At 60.7% G+C, this 19,345-nt stretch carries 20 protein-coding genes; 15 read left to right on the forward strand and 5 right to left on the reverse strand.

Translation table 11 applies throughout. From position 1 onward, the window contains the following. The first annotated feature begins 8 nt into the window (after positions 1–8). The 5 genes from AC5SEM_RS10605 (at position 9) to AC5SEM_RS10625 (ending at position 4,069) form a co-directional block, all read left to right on the forward strand. Positions 9–614, forward strand: a complete 606-nt coding sequence (locus AC5SEM_RS10605; RefSeq protein ID WP_460110596.1) for a TetR/AcrR family transcriptional regulator — start codon at positions 9–11, stop codon at positions 612–614. A gap of 105 nt (positions 615–719) precedes the next feature. Continuing rightward, a complete protein-coding gene (locus tag AC5SEM_RS10610) occupies positions 720–1,835 on the forward strand; it encodes an AI-2E family transporter (RefSeq protein ID WP_331695735.1) in 1,116 nt (371 codons plus the stop codon). Positions 1,836–1,944: 109 nt separating this feature from the next. Then, positions 1,945–2,733: a DUF2092 domain-containing protein gene (locus AC5SEM_RS10615; protein ID WP_495472902.1), complete on the forward strand. Its 789-nt coding sequence runs from the start codon at positions 1,945–1,947 to the stop codon at positions 2,731–2,733. Position 2,734: 1 nt separating this feature from the next. After that, positions 2,735–3,313, forward strand: coding sequence for a hypothetical protein (locus AC5SEM_RS10620; RefSeq protein ID WP_495472903.1), 579 nt, complete (start codon positions 2,735–2,737; stop codon positions 3,311–3,313). A gap of 111 nt (positions 3,314–3,424) precedes the next feature. After that, the gene (locus AC5SEM_RS10625; protein WP_495472904.1) at positions 3,425–4,069 is read left to right on the forward strand and encodes a nucleotidyltransferase domain-containing protein; all 645 of its coding nucleotides are present in this window, start codon (positions 3,425–3,427) and stop codon (positions 4,067–4,069) included. Here the strand turns inward: AC5SEM_RS10625 and AC5SEM_RS10630 are convergent. After that, entirely contained in the window at positions 4,043–4,705 is a 663-nt protein-coding gene (locus AC5SEM_RS10630) for an NADPH-dependent F420 reductase (protein WP_495472905.1), read from the reverse strand. The genes AC5SEM_RS10625 and AC5SEM_RS10630 overlap by 27 nt on opposite strands. 99 nt (positions 4,706–4,804) lie before the next feature. Here AC5SEM_RS10630 and AC5SEM_RS10635 point away from each other — a divergent pair, with 99 nt between their 5' ends. Then, a complete protein-coding gene (locus AC5SEM_RS10635; RefSeq protein ID WP_495472906.1) occupies positions 4,805–5,692 on the forward strand; it encodes a LysR family transcriptional regulator in 888 nt (295 codons plus the stop codon). Positions 5,693–5,719: 27 nt separating this feature from the next. Here AC5SEM_RS10635 and proP read toward each other — a convergent pair whose 3' ends face one another. The 3 genes from proP to AC5SEM_RS10650 form a co-directional block, all read right to left on the reverse strand. Beyond that, on the reverse strand, positions 5,720–7,222 hold the full coding sequence (gene proP / locus AC5SEM_RS10640; protein WP_116030251.1) for a glycine betaine/L-proline transporter ProP: 1,503 nt from the start codon (positions 7,220–7,222) through the stop codon (positions 5,720–5,722). Positions 7,223–7,485: 263 nt separating this feature from the next. Beyond that, positions 7,486–8,145 (reverse strand): DUF3313 domain-containing protein, encoded by a 660-nt coding sequence (locus tag AC5SEM_RS10645; protein ID WP_116030252.1) that lies wholly within the window; start codon positions 8,143–8,145, stop codon positions 7,486–7,488. Next, positions 8,145–8,456 (reverse strand): hypothetical protein, encoded by a 312-nt coding sequence (locus AC5SEM_RS10650; protein ID WP_077572959.1) that lies wholly within the window; start codon positions 8,454–8,456, stop codon positions 8,145–8,147. Before AC5SEM_RS10650 ends, AC5SEM_RS10645 begins: the two co-directional genes overlap by 1 nt. A 147-nt stretch (positions 8,457–8,603) precedes the next feature. Between AC5SEM_RS10650 and AC5SEM_RS10655 the strand changes: the two genes are divergently transcribed. Together AC5SEM_RS10655 and AC5SEM_RS10660 are read left to right on the forward strand one after the other, a co-directional pair. Then, on the forward strand, positions 8,604–9,326 hold the full coding sequence (locus AC5SEM_RS10655; RefSeq protein ID WP_116030254.1) for a response regulator: 723 nt from the start codon (positions 8,604–8,606) through the stop codon (positions 9,324–9,326). Beyond that, positions 9,323–10,651, forward strand: a complete 1,329-nt coding sequence (locus AC5SEM_RS10660) for an ATP-binding protein (RefSeq protein ID WP_495472907.1) — start codon at positions 9,323–9,325, stop codon at positions 10,649–10,651. Before AC5SEM_RS10655 ends, AC5SEM_RS10660 begins: the two co-directional genes overlap by 4 nt. Positions 10,652–10,764: 113 nt before the next feature. On the opposite strand, the gene AC5SEM_RS10665 is transcribed toward AC5SEM_RS10660, so the two are convergent. Next, positions 10,765–11,868, reverse strand: coding sequence for a GlxA family transcriptional regulator (locus AC5SEM_RS10665; RefSeq protein ID WP_495472908.1), 1,104 nt, complete (start codon positions 11,866–11,868; stop codon positions 10,765–10,767). Positions 11,869–11,915: 47 nt separating this feature from the next. On the opposite strand from AC5SEM_RS10665, the gene AC5SEM_RS10670 reads away from it, so the two are divergent. From AC5SEM_RS10670 to AC5SEM_RS10700, 7 genes are all read left to right on the forward strand, one after another. After that, positions 11,916–12,899, forward strand: a complete 984-nt coding sequence (locus AC5SEM_RS10670; RefSeq protein ID WP_495472909.1) for an ABC transporter substrate-binding protein — start codon at positions 11,916–11,918, stop codon at positions 12,897–12,899. Positions 12,900–12,959: 60 nt separating this feature from the next. Then, a complete protein-coding gene (locus AC5SEM_RS10675; RefSeq protein ID WP_495472910.1) occupies positions 12,960–14,078 on the forward strand; it encodes an aryl-sulfate sulfotransferase in 1,119 nt (372 codons plus the stop codon). A gap of 78 nt (positions 14,079–14,156) precedes the next feature. Then, positions 14,157–15,446, forward strand: coding sequence for an NAD(P)/FAD-dependent oxidoreductase (locus AC5SEM_RS10680; protein ID WP_495472911.1), 1,290 nt, complete (start codon positions 14,157–14,159; stop codon positions 15,444–15,446). A gap of 13 nt (positions 15,447–15,459) precedes the next feature. Then, complete coding sequence (locus AC5SEM_RS10685; RefSeq protein ID WP_212622113.1) at positions 15,460–16,017, forward strand: helix-turn-helix domain-containing protein; 558 nt, start codon at positions 15,460–15,462, stop codon at positions 16,015–16,017. A 21-nt stretch (positions 16,018–16,038) separates the two neighbouring features. Continuing rightward, a complete protein-coding gene (locus AC5SEM_RS10690; RefSeq protein ID WP_495472912.1) occupies positions 16,039–17,385 on the forward strand; it encodes a glutamine synthetase family protein in 1,347 nt (448 codons plus the stop codon). Between the two features lie 167 nt (positions 17,386–17,552). Beyond that, a complete protein-coding gene (locus AC5SEM_RS10695) occupies positions 17,553–18,041 on the forward strand; it encodes a DUF2867 domain-containing protein (RefSeq protein WP_495472913.1) in 489 nt (162 codons plus the stop codon). A 139-nt stretch (positions 18,042–18,180) separates the two neighbouring features. Next, entirely contained in the window at positions 18,181–19,338 is a 1,158-nt protein-coding gene (locus tag AC5SEM_RS10700) for a response regulator (RefSeq protein ID WP_495472914.1), read from the forward strand. Positions 19,339–19,345 lie beyond the last annotated feature (7 nt).

Here is a 19,345-nt window from a genome sequence, read left to right on the forward strand (position 1 = left end):
GAGGCAACATGAGCGGACTCAGAGAACGGCAGAAGGAACAGCGCCGGCAGGTGATTGCCGAAGCGGCGCTCGAGTTGTTCAAGCGCAACGGCTTTGCGGCCACCACGCTGGACCAGATCGCCGTGCAGGCCGGCGTTTCCGCACCGACCGTGGTGAATTATTTCGGCGGCAAGCAGGAGATTCTGCTGGCCCTGCTCAAGCAACCCGACGAGCAAGCCATGCGCGAGGCGCGGGCGAATCTGGACGAGAACAGCGATCCCCTGGAGGCGCTGTGCGAGTTCGAAGGGCTGATGACCGATTACCAGCTACAGGCGATGCCGGCTTCGTTGTGGCGGGAACTGGCGCCGTTTCTGTTGACCGGCGAACTGGCCGAGGCGATGAGTCCGTGGAATGCCGCCGTGATCGAAGAGACCAAAGCGCTGCTCCTGCATTTCCAGCAGACGGGCAAAGTGCGCGAATCGATCGATCTTGACGTGGTGGCGACGCTGTTCAACCAATACGCGAACATGGCGTTCATTCGTCTGGCGACGCAGGAAGTCCCGGACCGCACCGCGCATGCCTTGCACATGCGCGGGGTCTTGAATCTGTTGTGTCACGGCATGCTGGAGCGCTGATCGCCGCCATCAAGCGCGACTCGTGTCGGGCAACCGTCGAGACGATGTGCCAGAGGTGAACTAGGCTCACAGCGGTTCAACGCTGGCCCAATCAGGAGAGCCGACATGGAAGACAAACCGCTGATAGCGTTTCAAAGTTCCAGAGCGCTGCTGGATGTGCTCATTCGAGCGGGGCTGATCACCGTTCTGGTGCTGTTCTGCTACGACATTTTCCATCCGTTTCTCAATGTCATGCTCTGGGCGTTGATCCTGGCCGTCACGCTGTATCCGCTGAATCAGCTGCTGGGCGCGAAACTCGGCAATCGCTACGGCTGGGCGGCAATCATTCTGGTGCTGCTGGGCCTGGTGATTCTGATGCTGCCGTTAAGTCTGTTGGGCGCGTCGATCGCCGATTCGATCAAGGGCAGCATGCACACGTTCGAGGCCGGGCAGTTCGAAATTCCGCCGCCCCCGGCCAGTGTGGAAGGCTGGCCGCTGATTGGCGCGCCGCTGTACGGCATCTGGACGCATGCGTCACAGGATCTGAGCTGGGTGTTTCAGGAACTGGCGCCACACCTCAAGGACTGGAGCAAAGTGGTGTTGCATCAAGCCGCCGGTGTCGGAGCGGGCATTGTGGTGTTCGTGGTTGCCTTGATCGTCGCCGGGCTGATCATGCATCACGGCGAGCGCGGCCACCGCACAGCGGTGGCTGTCACCACACGCATTTCCGGGCCGGTGCGCGGCCCGCAGATTGCCGAACTGTGCACGGCAACCATCCGCGCCGTGGCGCAGGGCGTGGTTGGCATCGCGTTTATTCAGATGCTGCTGGTCGGCGTGGCGCTGGTGGTCATGGGCGTACCAGCGGCCGGTGTTCTCGCCTTGATGGTGTTGCTGCTGGGCATCACCCAATTGCCGGTGTTGCTGATCACGCTGCCCATCGTGATTTATGTCTTCGCCGTGGACGGGGTCAGCGCCGGCACGATTATCTTTGCGGTGTGGATGGCGATTGCCGGGCTTGCCGACAACGTGCTCAAGCCGATGTTGCTGGGGCGCGGCGTCGCGGTGCCGATGCCGGTGGTGCTGATTGGCGCACTGGGCGGCATGGTCACCAGCGGCATTATCGGTTTGTTTACCGGGCCGGTGATTCTGGCGGTTGGCTATGAATTGTTCATCGGTTGGGTGTATCAACCGGCCGATGTCACCGAGCTTCTGGAGAGCCAGCGCAAAGAACATCTGCCGTGACATTCACCCCCTCTCGCTGATGCATTGGCGTACCCCCGGACTGAGGTCTAGGCTGGTCAATCAGTCGCCCTTCGGGCGCAACGCCCACCCAGGGACAGGAGCGGAACCGATGAAAGCCCCAGCCAGTATTGTCTGCCTGATGTTCACACTGGTTCTCGCGCCGGGAGCCCGCGCCGAAGACCCGCCGGCTGCGCCCACTGCCGAGGCCACGGACGACGCGCCATTGATCAACCCGCAAGTGGTCGACAAGCTCATCGACATGGGCAACTACTTGCGCAGCCTGCCGAAATTCCAGGTCGATGCCCAAGTCTCGCGCGACACGGTTCTGGAGTCCGGGCAGAAGATCAAGACCGAGTCCGCCAATACCCTGAAAGTGCTCGGCCAGGATCGCCTGTATGCGAAAAGCGAAGGCGATGTGCGCACCCGCGAGTTTTTCTATAACGGTAAAAAACTCACCCAGTATTCGCCGTACCTGAAGTACTACACCACCGTCGACGCCCCGGCCACCGTCGCGGAAACCCTGCACAAGGTCGAGAACTTCTACGGTGTGCAGGTACCGATGGAGGACCTGTTTCTGTTCGGCAGTGATCAGGCGCAGATCGATGCCTTGAAAGCCGCGCTGTACGTGGGTCCATCGGTCATCAAGGGCCAGCTCTGCGACCATCTGGCGTTTCGTCAGGAAGGCATCGACTGGCAATTGTGGCTGACCCGTTCCGACAAACCTTTGCCGTGCAAACTGGTGATTACCACCACCGACGAGAAGAGCTTTCCCGAGTACAGCGCGGTGTATCAGTGGAACCTCAAGCCGACCATTCCGGACACGCAGTTCACCTTCAAACCGGGCAAAGGCGATGTGGCGATTGCGTTTAAAAAAGCCAGCGATCAGGGAGGGCAGTGACATGAACAAGTCGATGATGTGGAGTCTGTTGTTATCGCTGGCCGTCGCCACGCTGCTCACCGCCGGTTATGTCGCCGAAGCCGGCGCCCGGGGGCAACGCGCTCAGGGACATGCCCGCGCCAACGTCAACCGCGCCCCAGCGCCGAACGCGCAACGGGCGCAGCGCATCAATGCGCCGCAGCGCACCAACAATGTCAGTGCCGGCAATCGGGTCAATTCGGGCAATCGGGTCAATGCCGGCAACAATGTCGGCAACCGCACGAACGTCAATAACAGCAATCGCAACGTCAACCGTAATGTCAACATCGATAACAGTCGCGATGTCGATATTGATGTCGACGGCCATGGCCGCTATGGCTACGACGATCACTACCATCCGCTGGCGGCCGCAGCGGCGGTCACGGCAACCGTCGCGGTCACGGCGGCGGTGGTGGGCTCGATCTTTACCCCGGCGCAAATGCCCAGCACTTGTGTGCAGGTGATTCAGTACAACGTCGCCTACATGCAGTGCGGTTCGACCTGGTACCAGCCGCAGTATCAGGGCAGTGATGTGACGTATGTGGTGGTCAATGCGCCTTGAGTCACGTGCGATCGGATTCAAGGCTAGCTGATAAAAATGTTGAGTCGGGTGGTGAAAGCAGGTCGAATGGCGCCGTTACGAAGCCCTTCGATTAATCTACGAGCCCCAGACATGACAACAGCCCATCCGGTGGTGCCCGACCAAAAGCAATGGCAAGCCTGGACACCCGATGAGTTGGCGCGGCGACTGCGTTCGGTAGACCGCCCATGGTGTGTGGTCGGTGGCTGGGCGCTGGACCTTTGGCTCGGTCGGCAAACCCGCGCGCACAGTGACCTGGAATTCACGGTGCTTCGGGCCGATTTCGCCTGTTTTCGCCAGGCACTCGGTGATCTCGATTTCTATGCAGTAAAGGACGGTACGTTCCAGTTTCTGTCAGCGACTTGCCTGCCCGCCGAAGACGTTTTTCAGATATGGGCTTACGACCGCGCCGCACCGGCCTGGCGCGTGGACGTGATGATCGAGCCGGGCACCCCGCAAACCTGGGCCTATAAACGCGATCCGTCGATTACCGGTCCACGCGCGGAAATGGTTCTGCAAAGCACGGGCGGCATCCCGTATCTGCGACCTGCCGCCGTTCTCTTGTTCAAAGCCAAGCACACGCGCCCCAAAGACCGCAGCGACTTCACGACGGTCTGGCCTGATTTGTCTGCGCCGGAGCGCGCGTGGCTAATTCGGCATCTGACGCTGTTGCACCCAGAGCACGACTGGCTGAGCAGCGTTCAGGTGTTATCAGCGCCGCCAACTGCCCAAGGGTAATTCGACCTCGCGCTCGGCAGCAGCCAAGGCGATCTCCAGCCCGGACTTGTCCAGCGGCGCGCAGTAAGCCGGTTTCGCCCGCTCGAATCGCCAACTGTCATCGAGGCTTCCGGCGTCGACCGCATCGAAGCCAAGTTCGTCCAGCAAACCCACGACCAACGCCTTGGCGTCAGCGTCATCTGCGGCGACGGGCAGGGCGCGCCGCTCGCTGGAGCCGTGCGGCCGGGTATCGGTGAGCAGGTCTGCGGCGAGGATGGCATTGAATACCTTGACCACCGTGGCGCCGCGCAAATGCTCGGCAAGCAAACGGCTGGTGGTGGTCTGGAAGGTGTCGAATGCGGCGATGTGGCCATCGCGATCGGGGTAATAGTTGTTGGCATCGAGGACGGTTTTGCCCTCGAACCACGCCGGCGGCAGGCTCGGGATGTGTGCGTAGGGGATGGCCAGCAACACCACGTCGGCAAACTGCGTGGCCTGTTCGGCCGTGCCGATCTGGCAACCGGTGATGCCGGCGAGCACGCTGCTCATGGTCTGCGGGCCGCGGGAGTTACTGAGCAGCACTTCGTGCCCGGCGGCGAGGGCGATTTGCGCGACGGCGCGCCCGATGAAGCCGGCTCCAACGATTCCAATGCGCATGGTGTGTTCCTCTGTCAGGTGGGGAGCCACTATGATGATTGCTGACCAGATGCAGATAAATTGCACTCTGTTACTTACTTTCGCTAACAGGAGTTTCGAATGGATCGGCTGACCAGCATGGCGGCTTTCGTGATGGCGGCCGAAGCCGGCTCGTACGCCAGTGCCGCGCAACGCCTCGACATGTCGGCGCAAATGGTCGCCAAACACGTAACCGCCCTTGAGCAACGGCTCGGTGCCCGGTTACTCAATCGCACCACGCGCCGGCAAAGCCTGACCGAGCTGGGCCAGGCCTATTACGAGCGCTGCAAGCACATCGTCACTGAGGCAGAAGCCGCTGATTCGCTGGCGCAGATCATGAACGACACGCCGCGCGGCAAGCTCAGGATCAGCGCGCCGGTGAGCTTTGGCTCTTACAGTCTGATGCCGTTCGTGACTGCGTTTTTGCGCGAGTACCCGGAGGTGGAAATCGACCTGCACTTGACCGACCGTGCCGTGGATCTGGTGGAGGAGGGGTTTGAGGTGGCTTTTCGGATCGGCCCGCTGGCGACGGCCAGTCTGACCGCCAGACCGTTGGCTGCGTATCGCTTGATCGTTTGTGCGGCGCCACGTTATCTGGCCGAACACGGCACGCCGCAAGTGCCCGCCGATCTGCAACAGCATGAGTGCTTGGGGTATGCCTACTGGTCACGGCCCGCCGACCACGAGTGGTCGTTTTTCAACGGCGCCCAAGTCGAGCGTGTGCCGGTGCGCAGTCGCTTGCACGTCAACGAGAGCAAGGCGCTGTTGTCAGCGGCGATTGATGGGTTCGGGATTGTGCTGGGGCCTGCCGATTTTCTTGAGCCGGCATTGCGCAGGGGGGAATTGGTGAGGTTGTTGGAGGGCTTTGAGGCGCCGAGCAGAGCGATGCATTTGCTGTACACCGCGCATCGGCAGAAGACCGCGAAAGTTCGTCAGTTCATCGATGCCGCAGTCAGCCGATTTGGCTGACCGGGCGATTCGAATGAATGATGTGACTTAGTTAATTCGCGGATGCTGCTGCACCAGCTCCTTGCGCTTGGCTTCCAGCGCAGCGATTTCAGCGTCGATGTCTTCGATTTTCTGCTCGATGTTGTCGTGGTGTTCTTGCAGCAATTCCTTGGCCTCTTCAAGATCAGAAGCGGCCGGCGCTGCGCCACGCAACGGCTTGTTGGCGGTTTCCTTCATGGTCACACCGGTGACCAGACCGACCACGGCGATGACCATCAGGTAATACGCCGGCATGTACAGATCGTTGGTGCTTTCGACCAGCCAGGCGACCACGGTCGGGGTCAGGCCGGCAATCAATACCGAGACGTTGAAAGCCGCCGCCAGCGCGCTGTAGCGAATGTGCGTGGGGAACATCGCCGGCAGCGTCGAGGCCATGACGCCGATAAAGAAGTTCAGCAACACGGCCAGCATCAGCAGGCCGGCGAAGATCAAACCGATCTTGCCGCTGTTGATCAACATGAAGGCCGGGATCGCCAGAATGAACAAACCGATGCTGCCAACCACGATGAAAGGCTTGCGGCCGATCTTGTCGCTGATGAAACCGATTGCCGGCTGCACGAAGAGCATGCCGACCATGATCGCGATGATGATCAGCACGCCACGGTTTTCGCTGTAATGCAGGTTGTGCGACAGGTAGCTCGGCATGTAGGTGAGCAGCATGTAATACGTGACGTTGGTTACCGCGACCACGCCGATGCAGGTCATCAGGCTGCGCCAGTGTTTGGTCGCGACCTCCTTGAACGAGACTTTCGGGCCACCGGCGAGGCCTTCGCGATCGCCTTGCTCAAGCTTTTCAACGTGCTGTTGGAAGGCAGGGGTTTCCTCCAGGGCGTGACGCAGATAAAGGCCGATCATGCCCAGTGGCAAGGCGAGGAAGAACGGCAGACGCCAGCCCCATTCCTCGAACTTCGCCTCGCCCAGCGTCGTCGAGATCAACACCACCACACCGGCACCGAGGACGAAACCGGCAATCGAGCCGAAATCCAGCCAACTGCCGAGGAAGCCGCGTTTGCGGTCTGGCGCATATTCAGCGACGAAGATCGACGCACCGGTGTATTCGCCACCGACCGAGAAACCCTGGGCCATTTTCGCCAGCAACAGCAGGATCGGCGCCCAGATGCCGATCGAGGCATAGGACGGAATCAGGCCAATGGCGAAGGTGCTCAGCGACATGATCACGATGGTCGCGGCGAGGACTTTCTGTCGTCCGTACTTGTCGCCCAATGCGCCGAAGAACAAGCCGCCCAGCGGCCGGATCAGGAAGGGCACCGAGAACGTCGCGAGCGCGGCAATCATCTGCGTGCCCGGGTCGGCGCCGGGGAAGAACACTTTGCCGAGCACATAGGCGACAAAGCCGTAGACACCAAAGTCGAACCATTCCATGGCATTGCCCAGTGCGGCGGCGGTGATCGCCTTGCGCATCTTGGCGTCGTCGACAATGGTGATGTCTTTCAGGCCAATCGGCTTGACGGTTTTCTTGCGTGATTTCATCCGGGTCTTCTCTTTGCTGATCCATCGTGCCGCGTAGATGCCATCTATTTGATGGCGCGTACTCTTTGGCTCAGATACATGAGGACACGAAATAATTCACTGCTCGCTGCTTTTTTTCCTGGCGCACCTGTGCAGGAGCTGCCGGAGGCTGCGATCTTTTGATCTTGCTTGATCGTTCACACGCTCTGCGTGGGAATGCAGCCGGGGACGCTCCGCGTCCCAACAAGATCGCAGCCTTCGGCAGCTCCTACAGGGGAATGCCGCTACCGGCGAAGGCTGGCGTAGGATTTGCCGAGGTCACTGGCCCAGCCATCCAGCACCACCTTGACGTCATCGGCAGTCAGCACCTGCTTGTCGTTCTCCAGCGGCACACCGGTGCCTTTGCGCACCACTTCGGCAATCACTTCGCCGGTCGAACCGTCCTCGAACGACACCTCGGTGGCAACCTTGCTGTCCTGATCACGGATGCCGGTCACCGTACTGACACCGGCAGCGACGAGGGTGACCGGCAGCCACTCATAAAAGCGCAAACCCTGAGTGCTGGTCGCCACTTGGGTGATAGCGGGGCGCACTATCAGGGTGTTCGGCCCGGGTTGATTGACCAGATGCATCACTTTGCTCAATTCCCGCCGCAGCGCCGCGTCGTAATAGTCAGTGACGCCGGACAGGGTGCTCAGCGGAATCCGTTGCGTCGGCTCGGCACTCGGGTAGAACTGACTCGGCGCCAGATAAACCTGGGTGTATCGACCCCGGGCGAGGGCCGGGCTGACCCACGCCAACACGGGCTGCCCGGACGGCGACTGGCGCTCGGTCAACACGCTGTAGTCATGCAGAAAGCCTGTGTGTTCCGGCGTTTTGTTGCTGCACGCCGCCAGGCTCAGCGTGGCGACAATTGACAGCGACAGCGAACGAATACGCGACATCAAACGGCTTCCTTGTTTTGCGCCAGGTTGTCCGAGCATTCGATGTGCAATCGGCCATGGGCCATGATCCAGTTCATGAGATCGGCGGTGTTGACGCTGTGCACGTATTCCACCCAGTGCGCATTGGTCGGGCTGAAATGCTCGAAGTAACGGCGCAGAACCACCGTACCCTGATCAATGGAAACCCCCAGGCACGATTCCTGAAAGACCACCGGTGTGTCCGGGCCGAGCGCGGCGGTGCGCTGGCTGAGAATCAGTGGTCGATTGCCGTTGTGCTGCGCGACGCCCGGTTTTTTGTTTATGACCTTCATGCCAATCCCCCTGCTTGAAATACCGGCAGAGTGCCCGCGAGGTTTTGCCAGAGAATGTCCGCTTGATGTCTGGCGCGTAGAAATGTTGCTCGATTGAAATAAATGACCCGGGCGGCAAAATGGCTTTAGATTGGCTTTTTTTGGTGCATGGATCCTGTGACTGTGAGCAGACTGCTGTTCGTCGACGACGACGTGGAAATCCTCGCGCTGCTGAAGAAGTTCTTCGTGCAGCACGCCTATGAAGTCGACGTGGCGCCGCACGGCGAAGCCATGTGGGCGGCGATCGCGCAGAACCGTCCGGACACGATCATTCTTGATCTGATGATGCCCGGCGAAAGCGGCCTGAGCCTGTGTCAGAAGGTGCGCGCGCAATTGGGCATTCCAATCATCATGCTCACCGCCATGGCCGAGTTGAGCGATCGCATTGTCGGGCTGGAACTGGGTGCCGACGATTACCTGACCAAACCTTTTGCCCCGCAGGAACTGCTCGCTCGGGTGCGTGCCTTGCAGCGCCGTGCCGGTGAACAGCGCAATCCGGTCGAGCCGTCACGCCCGGTGATTGCCTTCGCCGGTTGGCATCTGGACATCACCTGTCGCGAACTGCGCTCACCGGAAAACGTGATGATTCCGCTGTCCGGTGGCGAGTTCGATTTGCTCGTGGTGTTCCTCGATCACCCGCAGCGCATCCTCACTCGCGAACAATTGATCGATCTGACCCACGGCCACGGGCATGACGCCTTCGATCGCAGCATCGATGTGCAGGTCAGTCGCCTGCGGCGCAAGATCGAACCGGACAGCAAGCGCCCGGACCTGATTCGTACGGTGCGCAACGGCGGCTATCTGTTCACCGCCAAGGTCACTCGCTCGTGATTCGCCGGCTGTGGCGCGGCGACACCCTGCGCCGACACATCGCCCTGACCATCGTGGCGGCGATGCTCGCTTCGCTGGCGTTGAATGCGCTGTTCGTGCAAGTCGCCGGCATCTGGGCGCGACCACCGATTGAACGCACCGGCCTGCTGGAGCAGATTGCCGCGACCTCGCGGGTGATCGAAGCAGCCCCGGCCAACCTGCGCCCGCAACTGGCCGCGGCGGCGAGCAGCGCAATGCTGCAGGTGTCGTGGCAAGCGCAGCGCGCGGATTTCGATCTACCCAATGACGGCCTTCGCCTGCCAGCGAGCAGGGTGCCGGTGCTCCAGCAACTGTTGGGCAAAGATCGAAAAATCGAGGTGTTCAGCCCAGGCGACTGGCCGAGCGGCAGTCCCCAGGCGCATTACGCCGCCGTCGTGCAATTGGTCGATGGCAGCTGGCTGTCATTTATCCCGCCGGAGCGCAGTTGGGGTCTGGAATTTGGCGTGCGTATCGCGATCGTCATCGCCTTGGGACTGATTGCCACATTGCTCGTCGCCTGGGTCGCCACCCGGCAACTGGCCAACCCCTTGCAGCGTTTCACGCGGGCCGCCAGACGTTTCGGCACCGACCTTCGCGCACCGCCGATCAAGCTCGAAGGCCCTGACGAAATTCGCCAGGCGATCATCGCCTTCAACACCATGCAAGCGCAGATTCAGCATTTCATCGCCGAGCGCACGCACATGCTCGCGTCAATTTCCCACGACCTGCGTGCACCGCTGACACGCATGCGTTTGCGCAGTGAGTTCATGGAAGACCTCGATCATCAGGGCAAACTGATTCGCGACGTTGAAGAGATGCAGTCGATGATCAACGCTGCGTTGGCGTTCTTCCGCGAAGACACCCACCGCGAGCAAACCACCGCGTTCGATCTGTCGGAGCTGCTGCAAACCATCGTCGACGATTACCGCGATCAGCAGATCAATGTCGATTTCGATGGCCCGGCGCATCTGGTGTACGAAGGCCGGCCGCTGGGGATCAAGCGGGTGATCGTCAATCTGCTGGAAAATGCGCTGAAGTATGCGCAGCGTCCGGCCATTGCGTTGACGCGTGACGAGTATTCGATTCGCATCGAGGTCAGCGACGAAGGCCCAGGGATTCCCGAGGCAGCGCTGGAGCAGGTGTTCGATCCGTTCTTTCGTCTGGAGGCTTCGCGCAATCGTGACACCGGCGGTGTGGGCCTCGGGCTGTCGGCGGCACGGGCGATTGCGCGCGAGCAGGGTGGCGAGTTGACGTTGAGCAACCGCCACGCTGGAGGGTTGTTGGCGCGAGTCGAACTGCCACTCTAGGGCGGACAGCTTGTACGAAGTTCGCTGGAACACTTTGAAGCATTCGAGCGGCGTAGGCGTCTATCTGGAACATTGCCGGCGCTATGCGCTGCAGCATTGATCCACGCAGCGAGTCATTGGGCCAGCCCGGCGAGTGCAATGCCCAACGGCTGCGCCGCTCCCGTCGCAGCGGCTTTCATTTCACTGCGATAGCCGTGGGGACTGATGCCCAAATGCTTCTGGAAGGCCCGGCGCATACGTTCCTCGCGGCCAAATCCCGCCGTTTCGGCAATGCGCTTGATCGGCTCGCGGGTGGTCTTGAGTAGTCGAGTCGCCGTCTCCAGACGCAGGTTCTCCACCGCTTGCGCCGGGGTTTCTCCGGTGGCGGCGACATAGGCACGGGCAAAATGGCGCGGACTCATGCCGAATTGTTCGGCCAGCCGCTCGACGCGCAAGTCTCCGTTCAGGTTCGCCGCAATCCAGGCGTGCAGCCGCGCCAGACGCGCGTCCGGGTCGGTGCGCAGGGCCTTGGATTGAGCATTGAGCGAGGCACTGAGCTGCGGCTGTTCGGCATCACGCCACATGAACACCGTGAAGTACCGCGCCAGGGCCAACGCCGCGTCGGCACCGAGGTCTTGTTCAACCAGACCAAGGGCCAGATCGATACCGGCAGTGGCGCCGCCGCAGGTCCAGAGGTTGCCATCGTGCAGATACAGCGCATCGGTCTGGCAGCGTACCGCTGGGTAGCGCGCCTGCAGTTCGGCAGCGAATTTCCAGTGTGTCACCACTTCGCGACCATCGAGCAGGCCCGCTGCGGCCAAGGCAAACGACCCCGTACCGATCGAGCACAGCCGACGGATGTCAACCGAGCGGCGGCGTAGCCAAGCGCGCGCGGCTTCGTCAGCTTCAAGCGCGGCCATGCCCGGCCCACCGGCGACGATCAGCGTGTCGATCACCGGGGCCATGGCATCGATCTGGTCCAGCGAACAGGTGGTCACGCTGATGCCGGAAATGGACATCACCTGACCGCCGCGCGGCGATGCCACCAGCAAGCGGTACGGCGGACTTGCGCTGTAGGGCACAGCCAACACGCGCGGTATGGCTGCAAACACCTCAAGCGGGCCGGCCGCATTGAGCAGCAGCAAGTCATCGAACGCCAACACCACGACAGTGCGAGCAGGCAGCGGTGCGGCGTCCGTGATGGCAGCAAAGGAGGGGTGTTTGGCATGGAGCGACACGGCGGGCCTCGACATACTGAAATCAATGCACAAATGAGCGCACGACAATGCCGGTAAAACTTCCTGCTGCCAAGCGTCTGCTGGCACACCCTGTAAAAGCGCTGCTGTGCGGCGTTGCGTTGCTGCTCAGCCAGCCGCTGTCGGCCACTGCCGAGCCGTTGAAACTGGGCGATCAAAGCGGTTTGACCCAGGCATTGCTGCATGCCGCCGGCGAAGATCAACACCTTGCCTATGCGCTGTCCTGGCACCCGTTTCTGGCCGGGACCACGATGCTCGAAGCCTTGAGCGCCGGGGCGATCGATGCCGGTGTCGTCGGCAACGCACCGCCGGTGTTCGCGCAGGCCGGCGGCTTCGACATCCGCATCATCGGCGTCGCGAGCGGTGCACAAAACAACAATGCGCTGCTGGTTCCCGCAGGCTCCAGCGTTCAGCAGGTCGCCGATCTGAAAGGTCAGCGGGTGGCCGTGGCCAAGGGCAGCAGCGGGCATTATTTGTTGTTGGCCGCGCTACATAAAGCAGGCCTCACGCCTCGGGATGTGAACATCGCTTACGTCAGTCCGGTGGACGCACAGAATGCGTTTGCCAGCGGCAAGCTCGATGCCTGGGCGGTGTGGTACCCCTTCGTCGGCCAAGCCACATCGCGCGGTGCACGGGTTCTGGTCGATGGCAGCGCCTGGCCGGAAACCGGGCTGAATTTTACCGTCGCCAGTCTGCAGGCACTGAATGATCCGCAGCGGGCAGGGCCGTTGGGCGATCTGCTCGCCAGGCTGGCCCGCGCCCAAGCCTGGGCCACGGCACACCCTGAAGAATGGGCCGAAGTTTTCGCGCAAACCACCCGACTCCCCGTGGCGCTGGTGCAAGAAATGCTCGCGCATCAAGCTCTTCGCTATGTGCCGATCGAATCCTCGGTCATCGCCTCGCAACAGCATCTGGCCGACCTGTTTGCCAGCGAACGTCTGATTCCGCGACCACTGCAGGTCGGTCAGATCTTCGATGATCGCTTCAACCCTTTACTGCCAAGCCACCCATAACCCTTCAGTTCACCTTGCCGCGTTGCTCGCGGCGGGGGCTCATTCGCCCGGAGAAAAGCCATGCCAAACCTTGAAACCACCACACTCAAGCGCCGCAAAACCGGCCTGATCGCTGTCGATCATGCCCGCAGCGCTGGCGGCTACACCCTGTTCGCGCCACAAACAGCAGATGGCAATGTGTTCCTGATCGATCTCGATGGCGAGGTCGTCCACCGCTGGAAACTACCCCAGCGCCCCGGCCGCGACGCGGTGATCCTGCGCAACGGCAACCTTGGCTACAACGGCAACCATCCGGATTCACCGGATCTTTTTCCGGGCTGGTCGGTGTGGCATGGCGGCGCGTTCAGCGAAGTGACGCCGCAAGGCGAAGTGGTCTGGGAGCACACCGATCTGCTTCACCACCACGACGCGCAATGGCTGGACAACGGTAACCTGCTTTACACCACCGCCGAGCCGTTGAGTGCCGATTTGGCCCAGCGTGTGGTGGGCGGTATTCCCGGCAGCGAGGCGCCGGGCGGGGTGATTTATGCCGACGTGGTCAAGGAAGTCGATCGTCAGGGCAATGTGGTTTGGGAATGGCGCAGTTGGGAACATCTGCGACCTGAAGACTATCCGCTGCACGAATGCTTCGAACGCCATCACTGGCCAATGACCAACGCGGTCACGCCGGGTCGCGACGGTAAAGTGATCCTCAGCCTGCGCAGTGTTTCTTCGGTGATTGCCGTGCAGCGTGGCAGTGGTGAAGTGCTGTGGCGATTGGGTCACGATCTGGTCGCGCAGCAGCACTGCCCGAGTGAGCTGGAAAACGGCAACGTGCTGGTGTTCGACAACGGCATCTTCCGCCCGCACGTGAGCATGCCGCACTCGCGCATTCTCGAAATCAACCCGTCGACGCAACACATCGAATGGCAATACGCGGACACCCCGGGGTATGCGTTTTTCACCCCGTTCATGGGCGGCGCGCAGCGTTTGCACAACGGCAATACGCTGATCACCGAGGCCAACTTCGGCCGTTTGTTCGAAGTCACTCCGACTGGCGAAGTGGTCTGGGAGTACGTCAATCCGCACTTCGCCACGTACCCCGATGCGGCCTCGCGACGTTATTTGCCGGGGGAAAACAACGCGATATTCCGTGCTCACCGTTATCAGCGCGCAGACCTGCCTTGGCTGCGTGACTGAGCACCTTGGCTTGCCGGCGTGAAATATATTCTGTAGATTTTCATGAAATTATAAAAAGATAATTTCATGAGGTCGCGAATGTTCCTGCAATCCAGCCAACACGTCGACAGCTATTACGCCCACAGTTGCGCCGATCTTCTGCGTGATCGGTCGGCTCTGGAAGGTGAAGTTGACGCCGACGTGGTGATTGTCGGCGCCGGTTTCAGTGGTCTGCACACGGCGTTGCGTCTGGCCTTGGCGGGTAAACGCGTGATCGTGCTGGAGGCCAGTCGCGTGGCGTGGGCGGCCTCGGGGCGTAATGGCGGGCAGGCGATTCTCGGCTGGTCGTGCGACATGCCACCGCTGGAAGCTGCACTCGGTCATGAGCGGGCGAAACGCTTGTGGGACGGTATGCGCTGGGCTGCTCGGGAATTGCGTGAATTGCCGGGTCGTCACGGCTTCGACATCGATTATCGCCCCGGGCACCTGTGGACATCGGTAATGCCACGCCGGGTCAGTCTGCTCAGGGAATGGCAACACGAGGCCAGCCACAAGTGGGGCCACGATGGGTTGCAGTTCATTCCGCGTGAACAACTGCCGGAATGGGTGGCCACCGAGCGCTATCAGGCTGGGCTTTACGACCCCGAGGGCGCGCACCTCAATCCACTGAAACTGGCCCTGGGCCTGGCGGATGCCATCGAGCGAGCCGGCGGGCGTATCCACGAGCAAAGCAAGGCGTTGAGTTATCAGGAGCAGGGCGGTGGTTTCCGGGTCAACACCGAGCGCGGTTCAGTGCGCGCCGATGTGCTGGTGCTGGCGTGCAACGCTTATCTCGATGAACTCGACCCGCAGTTGTCCAGCTGCATTCTGCCGGTGGGCACTTACCAGGTCGCCACCGCAGCGCTGACGTCCGAGCAGGCCACTGCGCTGTTGCCGCGCAATGTCTGCGTGACCGACAACCAGTTCGTCCTCGATTACTTCAGGCGCACGCCGGACAACCGTTTATTGTTCGGTGGCGGCTGCACCTATCTGGGCGGCATGCCCAAGGACATTGCAGCAGCGACCCGGCCGTTTCTCGAGCGGGTGTTCCCGCAGCTCAAAGGCGTCGGCATCGAGTTTGCCTGGGGCGGGCATATCGACCTGACGATCAACCGCACGCCCGACGTTGGCGGCGCGGGTAATCGTTATTGGCTGCAAGGCTATTCGGGCCACGGCGTTCTGCCGACATTGGCTGCCGCGCGCGCGGTGTCCGATGCGATTCTTGGCGACGCGGATGAGCTGGCGTTGTATCAGGGCTTGAGCAATGGCCGTTTCCCCGGCGGCAAACATTTCGCGGCACCGCTGGAGGCCATTGGCAAGGCCTGGTATCGACTGCGCGACAGTATTTGATGAGATTTTGACGATGAACAAGCAAGAAGAAATCGCCGCACTGGCGATCCTTATCCATGACCTGCGCAAGCACAAGAAATGGACCCTGAAGGAACTGGCCGACAAGATCGGCCGTTCGGTGGGTTTTCTCTCGCAGGTCGAGCGCGGCTTGTCACGGCCGACCGTGGCGGACCTGACCGCGATCAGCGAAACCTTCGGCGTGCCGACCACCTATTTCTACAGTTTGCCCAAGCCCAAGGAATTGCCTTGGGTGACCCGTCCGGACGAGCGCCGCACGTTGTATTTCGCCAACGGCATCACCGACATTCTGGTGTCGCCGCAGATCCGCGCCTCGTTCTCCATGCTCGAAAGTCATCTCGAGGCCGGTGCGAGCAGCGGCGACCGCCATCTGACCGACAGCTCGGAGCAGGGCGGTTACGTCCTCGAAGGCGAATTGACGCTTTGGCTGGGCGACGACGAAGAACCGACGACGTTGAAGGCCGGCGACAGCTTTCAATTCGACAGTCATACCCGCTGCCGCTACGGCAACCTCACCGAGCAGCTGACCCGCGTGCTCTGGGTCTACACCTGATCACAACAAAGGATGAACACGATGGACGCTGTCTGCGCTGACCTGCTCGCCGAAGTGCGTGCCTTTCGCCAACGCTACCCCGAGGTGCGTTATGTCGACCTGATTTGCCTGGACATTCCCGGGCACTTCTATGGCAAGCGCTATCCAATCGACATGCTCGAAAAAGTCGCCGCCGGCAGCGTACTAAAGCTGCCGCAAAACTGCGTATTACTGGGCGTGCAGGGTGGTTTGTTTCCGATCGGCGATTACTGCTTCAACGACGGCGACCCGGATGCCGTGCGCCGTCTGGTGCCGGGCACGCTGAAGCCGGTGACCTGGGAGGCGCAGCCGCTGGGGCAGATGCTGATCACTTCGGACGGCACCGAAAAACCGATCGAATTCGAACCCCGTGAAGTCCTCGCGCAGGTGCTCAAACGCCTGGCGCGCAAAGGCATTCACCCGGTGGTGGCGTTCGAACTGGAGTTTTATCTGTTCGACAAAAAACTGCGCGACGGCCTGCCGCAATTTGCCCGCGACGATCTGACCGACGATGCTGATGATCAACCGAACTTGCACATCGAACGGCTCTCACGTTTCGCGCCGGTGCTGGATGACATGGTCGAAGCCACCCGGGCGCAAGGTATCGACGCCACGGTGATCACCGCAGAACTCGGCCCCGGTCAGTTTGAAATCAACTTCGGCCATCTCGACGACGGTTTGCGTGCGGCGGATTGGGCGGCGTTGTTCTGCCGCAGCACGCGCGGCGTTGCGCTTAAACACGGCTACCGCGCCAGTTTCATGGCCAAGCCGTACTTGCAGCATCCGGGCAGTGGCATGCATGTGCATGTCAGCCTATATGACGCTGAGGGAAATAATCTGTTGGCCGCCAATGATCAGCAGTCGTTGCGCCATGCAGTCGCCGGGTGCCTGGAATTGCTGCCGCACAGCATGCCGATCTTCGCCCCGAACCAGAACTCGATGCGTCGCTTGGGCGGTACGGTGAACACCGCGACCAAAGCCAGTTGGGGCTTTGAGGATCGCGATGCGTGTCTGCGGATTCCAGAGTCGGACGTGAAGAACCTGCGGGTTGAACATCGCTTGGCGGGCGCGGACGCCAATCCGTATCTGGTGCTGGCGGCGATTCTGGTGGGGCTTGAACACGGGCTGGAGTCGGGCAAAGAACCCATTGCGCCGCTGAATGAAGATCGCAGCAGCGGGATCGATTTTCCCAAGGATATGTTCGAGGCTGTGCGTGCGATGCAGCATCAGCCGCAGTTGCGTGAGGGGCTGGGCGCGGAGTTTGTCGATGTGTATTGCGAGAATAAACGCCAGGATCATTTGGCGTTTATGCAGGAAATCACTGCGCGAGAATATCGCTGGTATTTGTGAGGGCGAGGGCAATTTCTTGAATGTAATGAATTCACGCGAGCTTGCAGAGTGCCTGTGAGAAGAAGGATGTAACCCGTGCAATTATTCCATCGGCTCTCTGCCGAAACTCGAAGTGCCGGTCTCCGGCAGTACGGCAAGGGCAGGCGGATCACTGAAAGGAATCACGTATGACCACCCCATCACCTGCTCACACCCTGAGTGCATTGCCCGATCTTGATTACTATCACAGCAGATCGGTGCTGGTGCCTGTTGAAATCACCACTCTTGATGCCTGGAACTTCATGCGGGCCAAGCCGGGACGGTGCATGCGGCTGGCGTTTCGAACGAGGGATGCGATTTCTTCGTTATTCGGTGTGGAGCGCATCGGCGGGTTCTCCGGTGCCAGGCGAGAAACCGTACAGGCTGGCGAAAAGCTGGATTTTTTTCTGGTGGAGCATAGCGCCCCCGACTTGCTCGTTCTGAGTGTGAGAGACCGGCACCTGGATGTCATGATTTGTCTTTCGATAACAGATCGGGTGTTCACGATCACATCGTCTGTCGTAACGCATAACGTCTTTGGGCGCCTCTACATGTTGCCGGTGGGCTTGGTCCATAAGTTACTGGTCAATAGGGACCTCGAGCGTCTGAAACGCGAGACAGGCGCCGCCGCAACGTGATTGTCGACGCCAGCGTCGAGAGGGGTCGCTATCGACCAATTTCCACCTAGCGATTGCAGCTTTTCTAGCTACGCTTGCCAGCAAGAGATTGGTGCAAGTACGCCGACTCCTTAATTGTCTGGCAAGGGAGCCAACAACCATGGATAGCACTCACGGCGTTTACCCATCAGCTACCGTTCTGGTAGTCGACGATACCCCCGATAACCTGATGCTGATCGCCGAGTTGCTCAAGGACAAATATCGGGTCAAGGCCGCCAACAGCGGCGAAAAGGCCCTGCGCCTTCTACAGGCCGACCCGCTTCCCGACCTGATCCTGCTGGACATCATGATGCCCGGCCTGTCCGGTTATGAGGTTGCCGAGCAGCTCAAACTTGACGCTCGCATTCGCCATATTCCGATCATTTTCCTGACCTCGATGACCGCTACGGAGGACGAGATTCGCGGCTTGAGCCTCGGTGCTGCGGATTACATCACCAAGCCGATCATCCCGCCGGTGCTCATGGCCAGGGTCGAGACTCAGATCAAGCTCAAGGCCGTTGCCGATTTCCTGCGCAATCAGAACGACTTTCTGGAGCAGGAAGTGCAGCGGCGTACCCGCGAGGTGATCGCCATCCAGGATGTCACGATCCACGCCATGGCTTCGCTGGCCGAAACCCGTGACAACGAAACCGGCAACCACATTCGTCGCACCCAGCACTACATCAAGCGCCTGGCTGAACTGTTGCGCAATCACCCGCGCTTCCGGGACTTCCTCGACGAGGACACGATCAAGCTGCTCTTCAAATCGGCGCCGCTGCACGATATCGGCAAGATTGGCATTCCTGATTGCATCCTGCTCAAACCGGGACGGCTCACCGCCGAAGAGTTCGAGATCATGAAGACCCACACCACCTTGGGGCGCGACGCCATCCAGCACGCCGAGGATCAGTTGGGAATAAACGTCGACTTCCTTCATCTGGCCAAAGAAATTGCCTACGGCCATCAAGAAAAATGGGATGGCAGTGGCTATCCACAAGGCGTGGCCACCGATGACATCCCGATCAGCGCCCGATTGATGGCTGTGGCGGATGTCTACGATGCGCTGATCAGTCGCCGCGTGTACAAGCCCGGCATGCCCCACGAGCAGGCGGTGAAAATCATCCGCGAAGGCCGCGGCTCGCATTTTGATCCGGACATCTGTGACGCGTTTCTGGCCAATGCCGAGCAGTTTCGCGAAATTGCCGAGCGCTTCGCCGACAGTGACCAGGACATGGCCAGGCAGGTAGCTCTGCTTGAGCAGATTGCCGACCGTCCCTGAACCTCGC

It is taken from the genome of Pseudomonas sp. CH61 (genome assembly GCF_059429415.1).

Excerpts from the sequence above, each read along its gene's own strand:
- AC5SEM_RS10605 (WP_460110596.1), top strand. The coding sequence starts at position 9 with ATGAGCGGACTCAGAGAACGGCAGAAGGAACAGCGCCGGCAGGTGATT.
- AC5SEM_RS10610 (WP_331695735.1), top strand. The coding sequence starts at position 720 with ATGGAAGACAAACCGCTGATAGCGTTTCAAAGTTCCAGAGCGCTGCTG.
- AC5SEM_RS10615 (WP_495472902.1), top strand. The coding sequence starts at position 1,945 with ATGAAAGCCCCAGCCAGTATTGTCTGCCTGATGTTCACACTGGTTCTC.
- AC5SEM_RS10620 (WP_495472903.1), top strand. The coding sequence starts at position 2,735 with ATGAACAAGTCGATGATGTGGAGTCTGTTGTTATCGCTGGCCGTCGCC.
- AC5SEM_RS10625 (WP_495472904.1), top strand. The coding sequence starts at position 3,425 with ATGACAACAGCCCATCCGGTGGTGCCCGACCAAAAGCAATGGCAAGCC.
- AC5SEM_RS10630 (WP_495472905.1), bottom strand. The coding sequence starts at position 4,705 with ATGCGCATTGGAATCGTTGGAGCCGGCTTCATCGGGCGCGCCGTCGCG.
- AC5SEM_RS10635 (WP_495472906.1), top strand. The coding sequence starts at position 4,805 with ATGGATCGGCTGACCAGCATGGCGGCTTTCGTGATGGCGGCCGAAGCC.
- proP (WP_116030251.1), bottom strand. The coding sequence starts at position 7,222 with ATGAAATCACGCAAGAAAACCGTCAAGCCGATTGGCCTGAAAGACATC.
- AC5SEM_RS10645 (WP_116030252.1), bottom strand. The coding sequence starts at position 8,145 with ATGTCGCGTATTCGTTCGCTGTCGCTGTCAATTGTCGCCACGCTGAGC.
- AC5SEM_RS10650 (WP_077572959.1), bottom strand. The coding sequence starts at position 8,456 with ATGAAGGTCATAAACAAAAAACCGGGCGTCGCGCAGCACAACGGCAAT.
- AC5SEM_RS10655 (WP_116030254.1), top strand. The coding sequence starts at position 8,604 with ATGGATCCTGTGACTGTGAGCAGACTGCTGTTCGTCGACGACGACGTG.
- AC5SEM_RS10670 (WP_495472909.1), top strand. The coding sequence starts at position 11,916 with ATGCCGGTAAAACTTCCTGCTGCCAAGCGTCTGCTGGCACACCCTGTA.
- AC5SEM_RS10675 (WP_495472910.1), top strand. The coding sequence starts at position 12,960 with ATGCCAAACCTTGAAACCACCACACTCAAGCGCCGCAAAACCGGCCTG.
- AC5SEM_RS10680 (WP_495472911.1), top strand. The coding sequence starts at position 14,157 with ATGTTCCTGCAATCCAGCCAACACGTCGACAGCTATTACGCCCACAGT.
- AC5SEM_RS10685 (WP_212622113.1), top strand. The coding sequence starts at position 15,460 with ATGAACAAGCAAGAAGAAATCGCCGCACTGGCGATCCTTATCCATGAC.
- AC5SEM_RS10690 (WP_495472912.1), top strand. The coding sequence starts at position 16,039 with ATGGACGCTGTCTGCGCTGACCTGCTCGCCGAAGTGCGTGCCTTTCGC.
- AC5SEM_RS10695 (WP_495472913.1), top strand. The coding sequence starts at position 17,553 with ATGACCACCCCATCACCTGCTCACACCCTGAGTGCATTGCCCGATCTT.
- AC5SEM_RS10700 (WP_495472914.1), top strand. The coding sequence starts at position 18,181 with ATGGATAGCACTCACGGCGTTTACCCATCAGCTACCGTTCTGGTAGTC.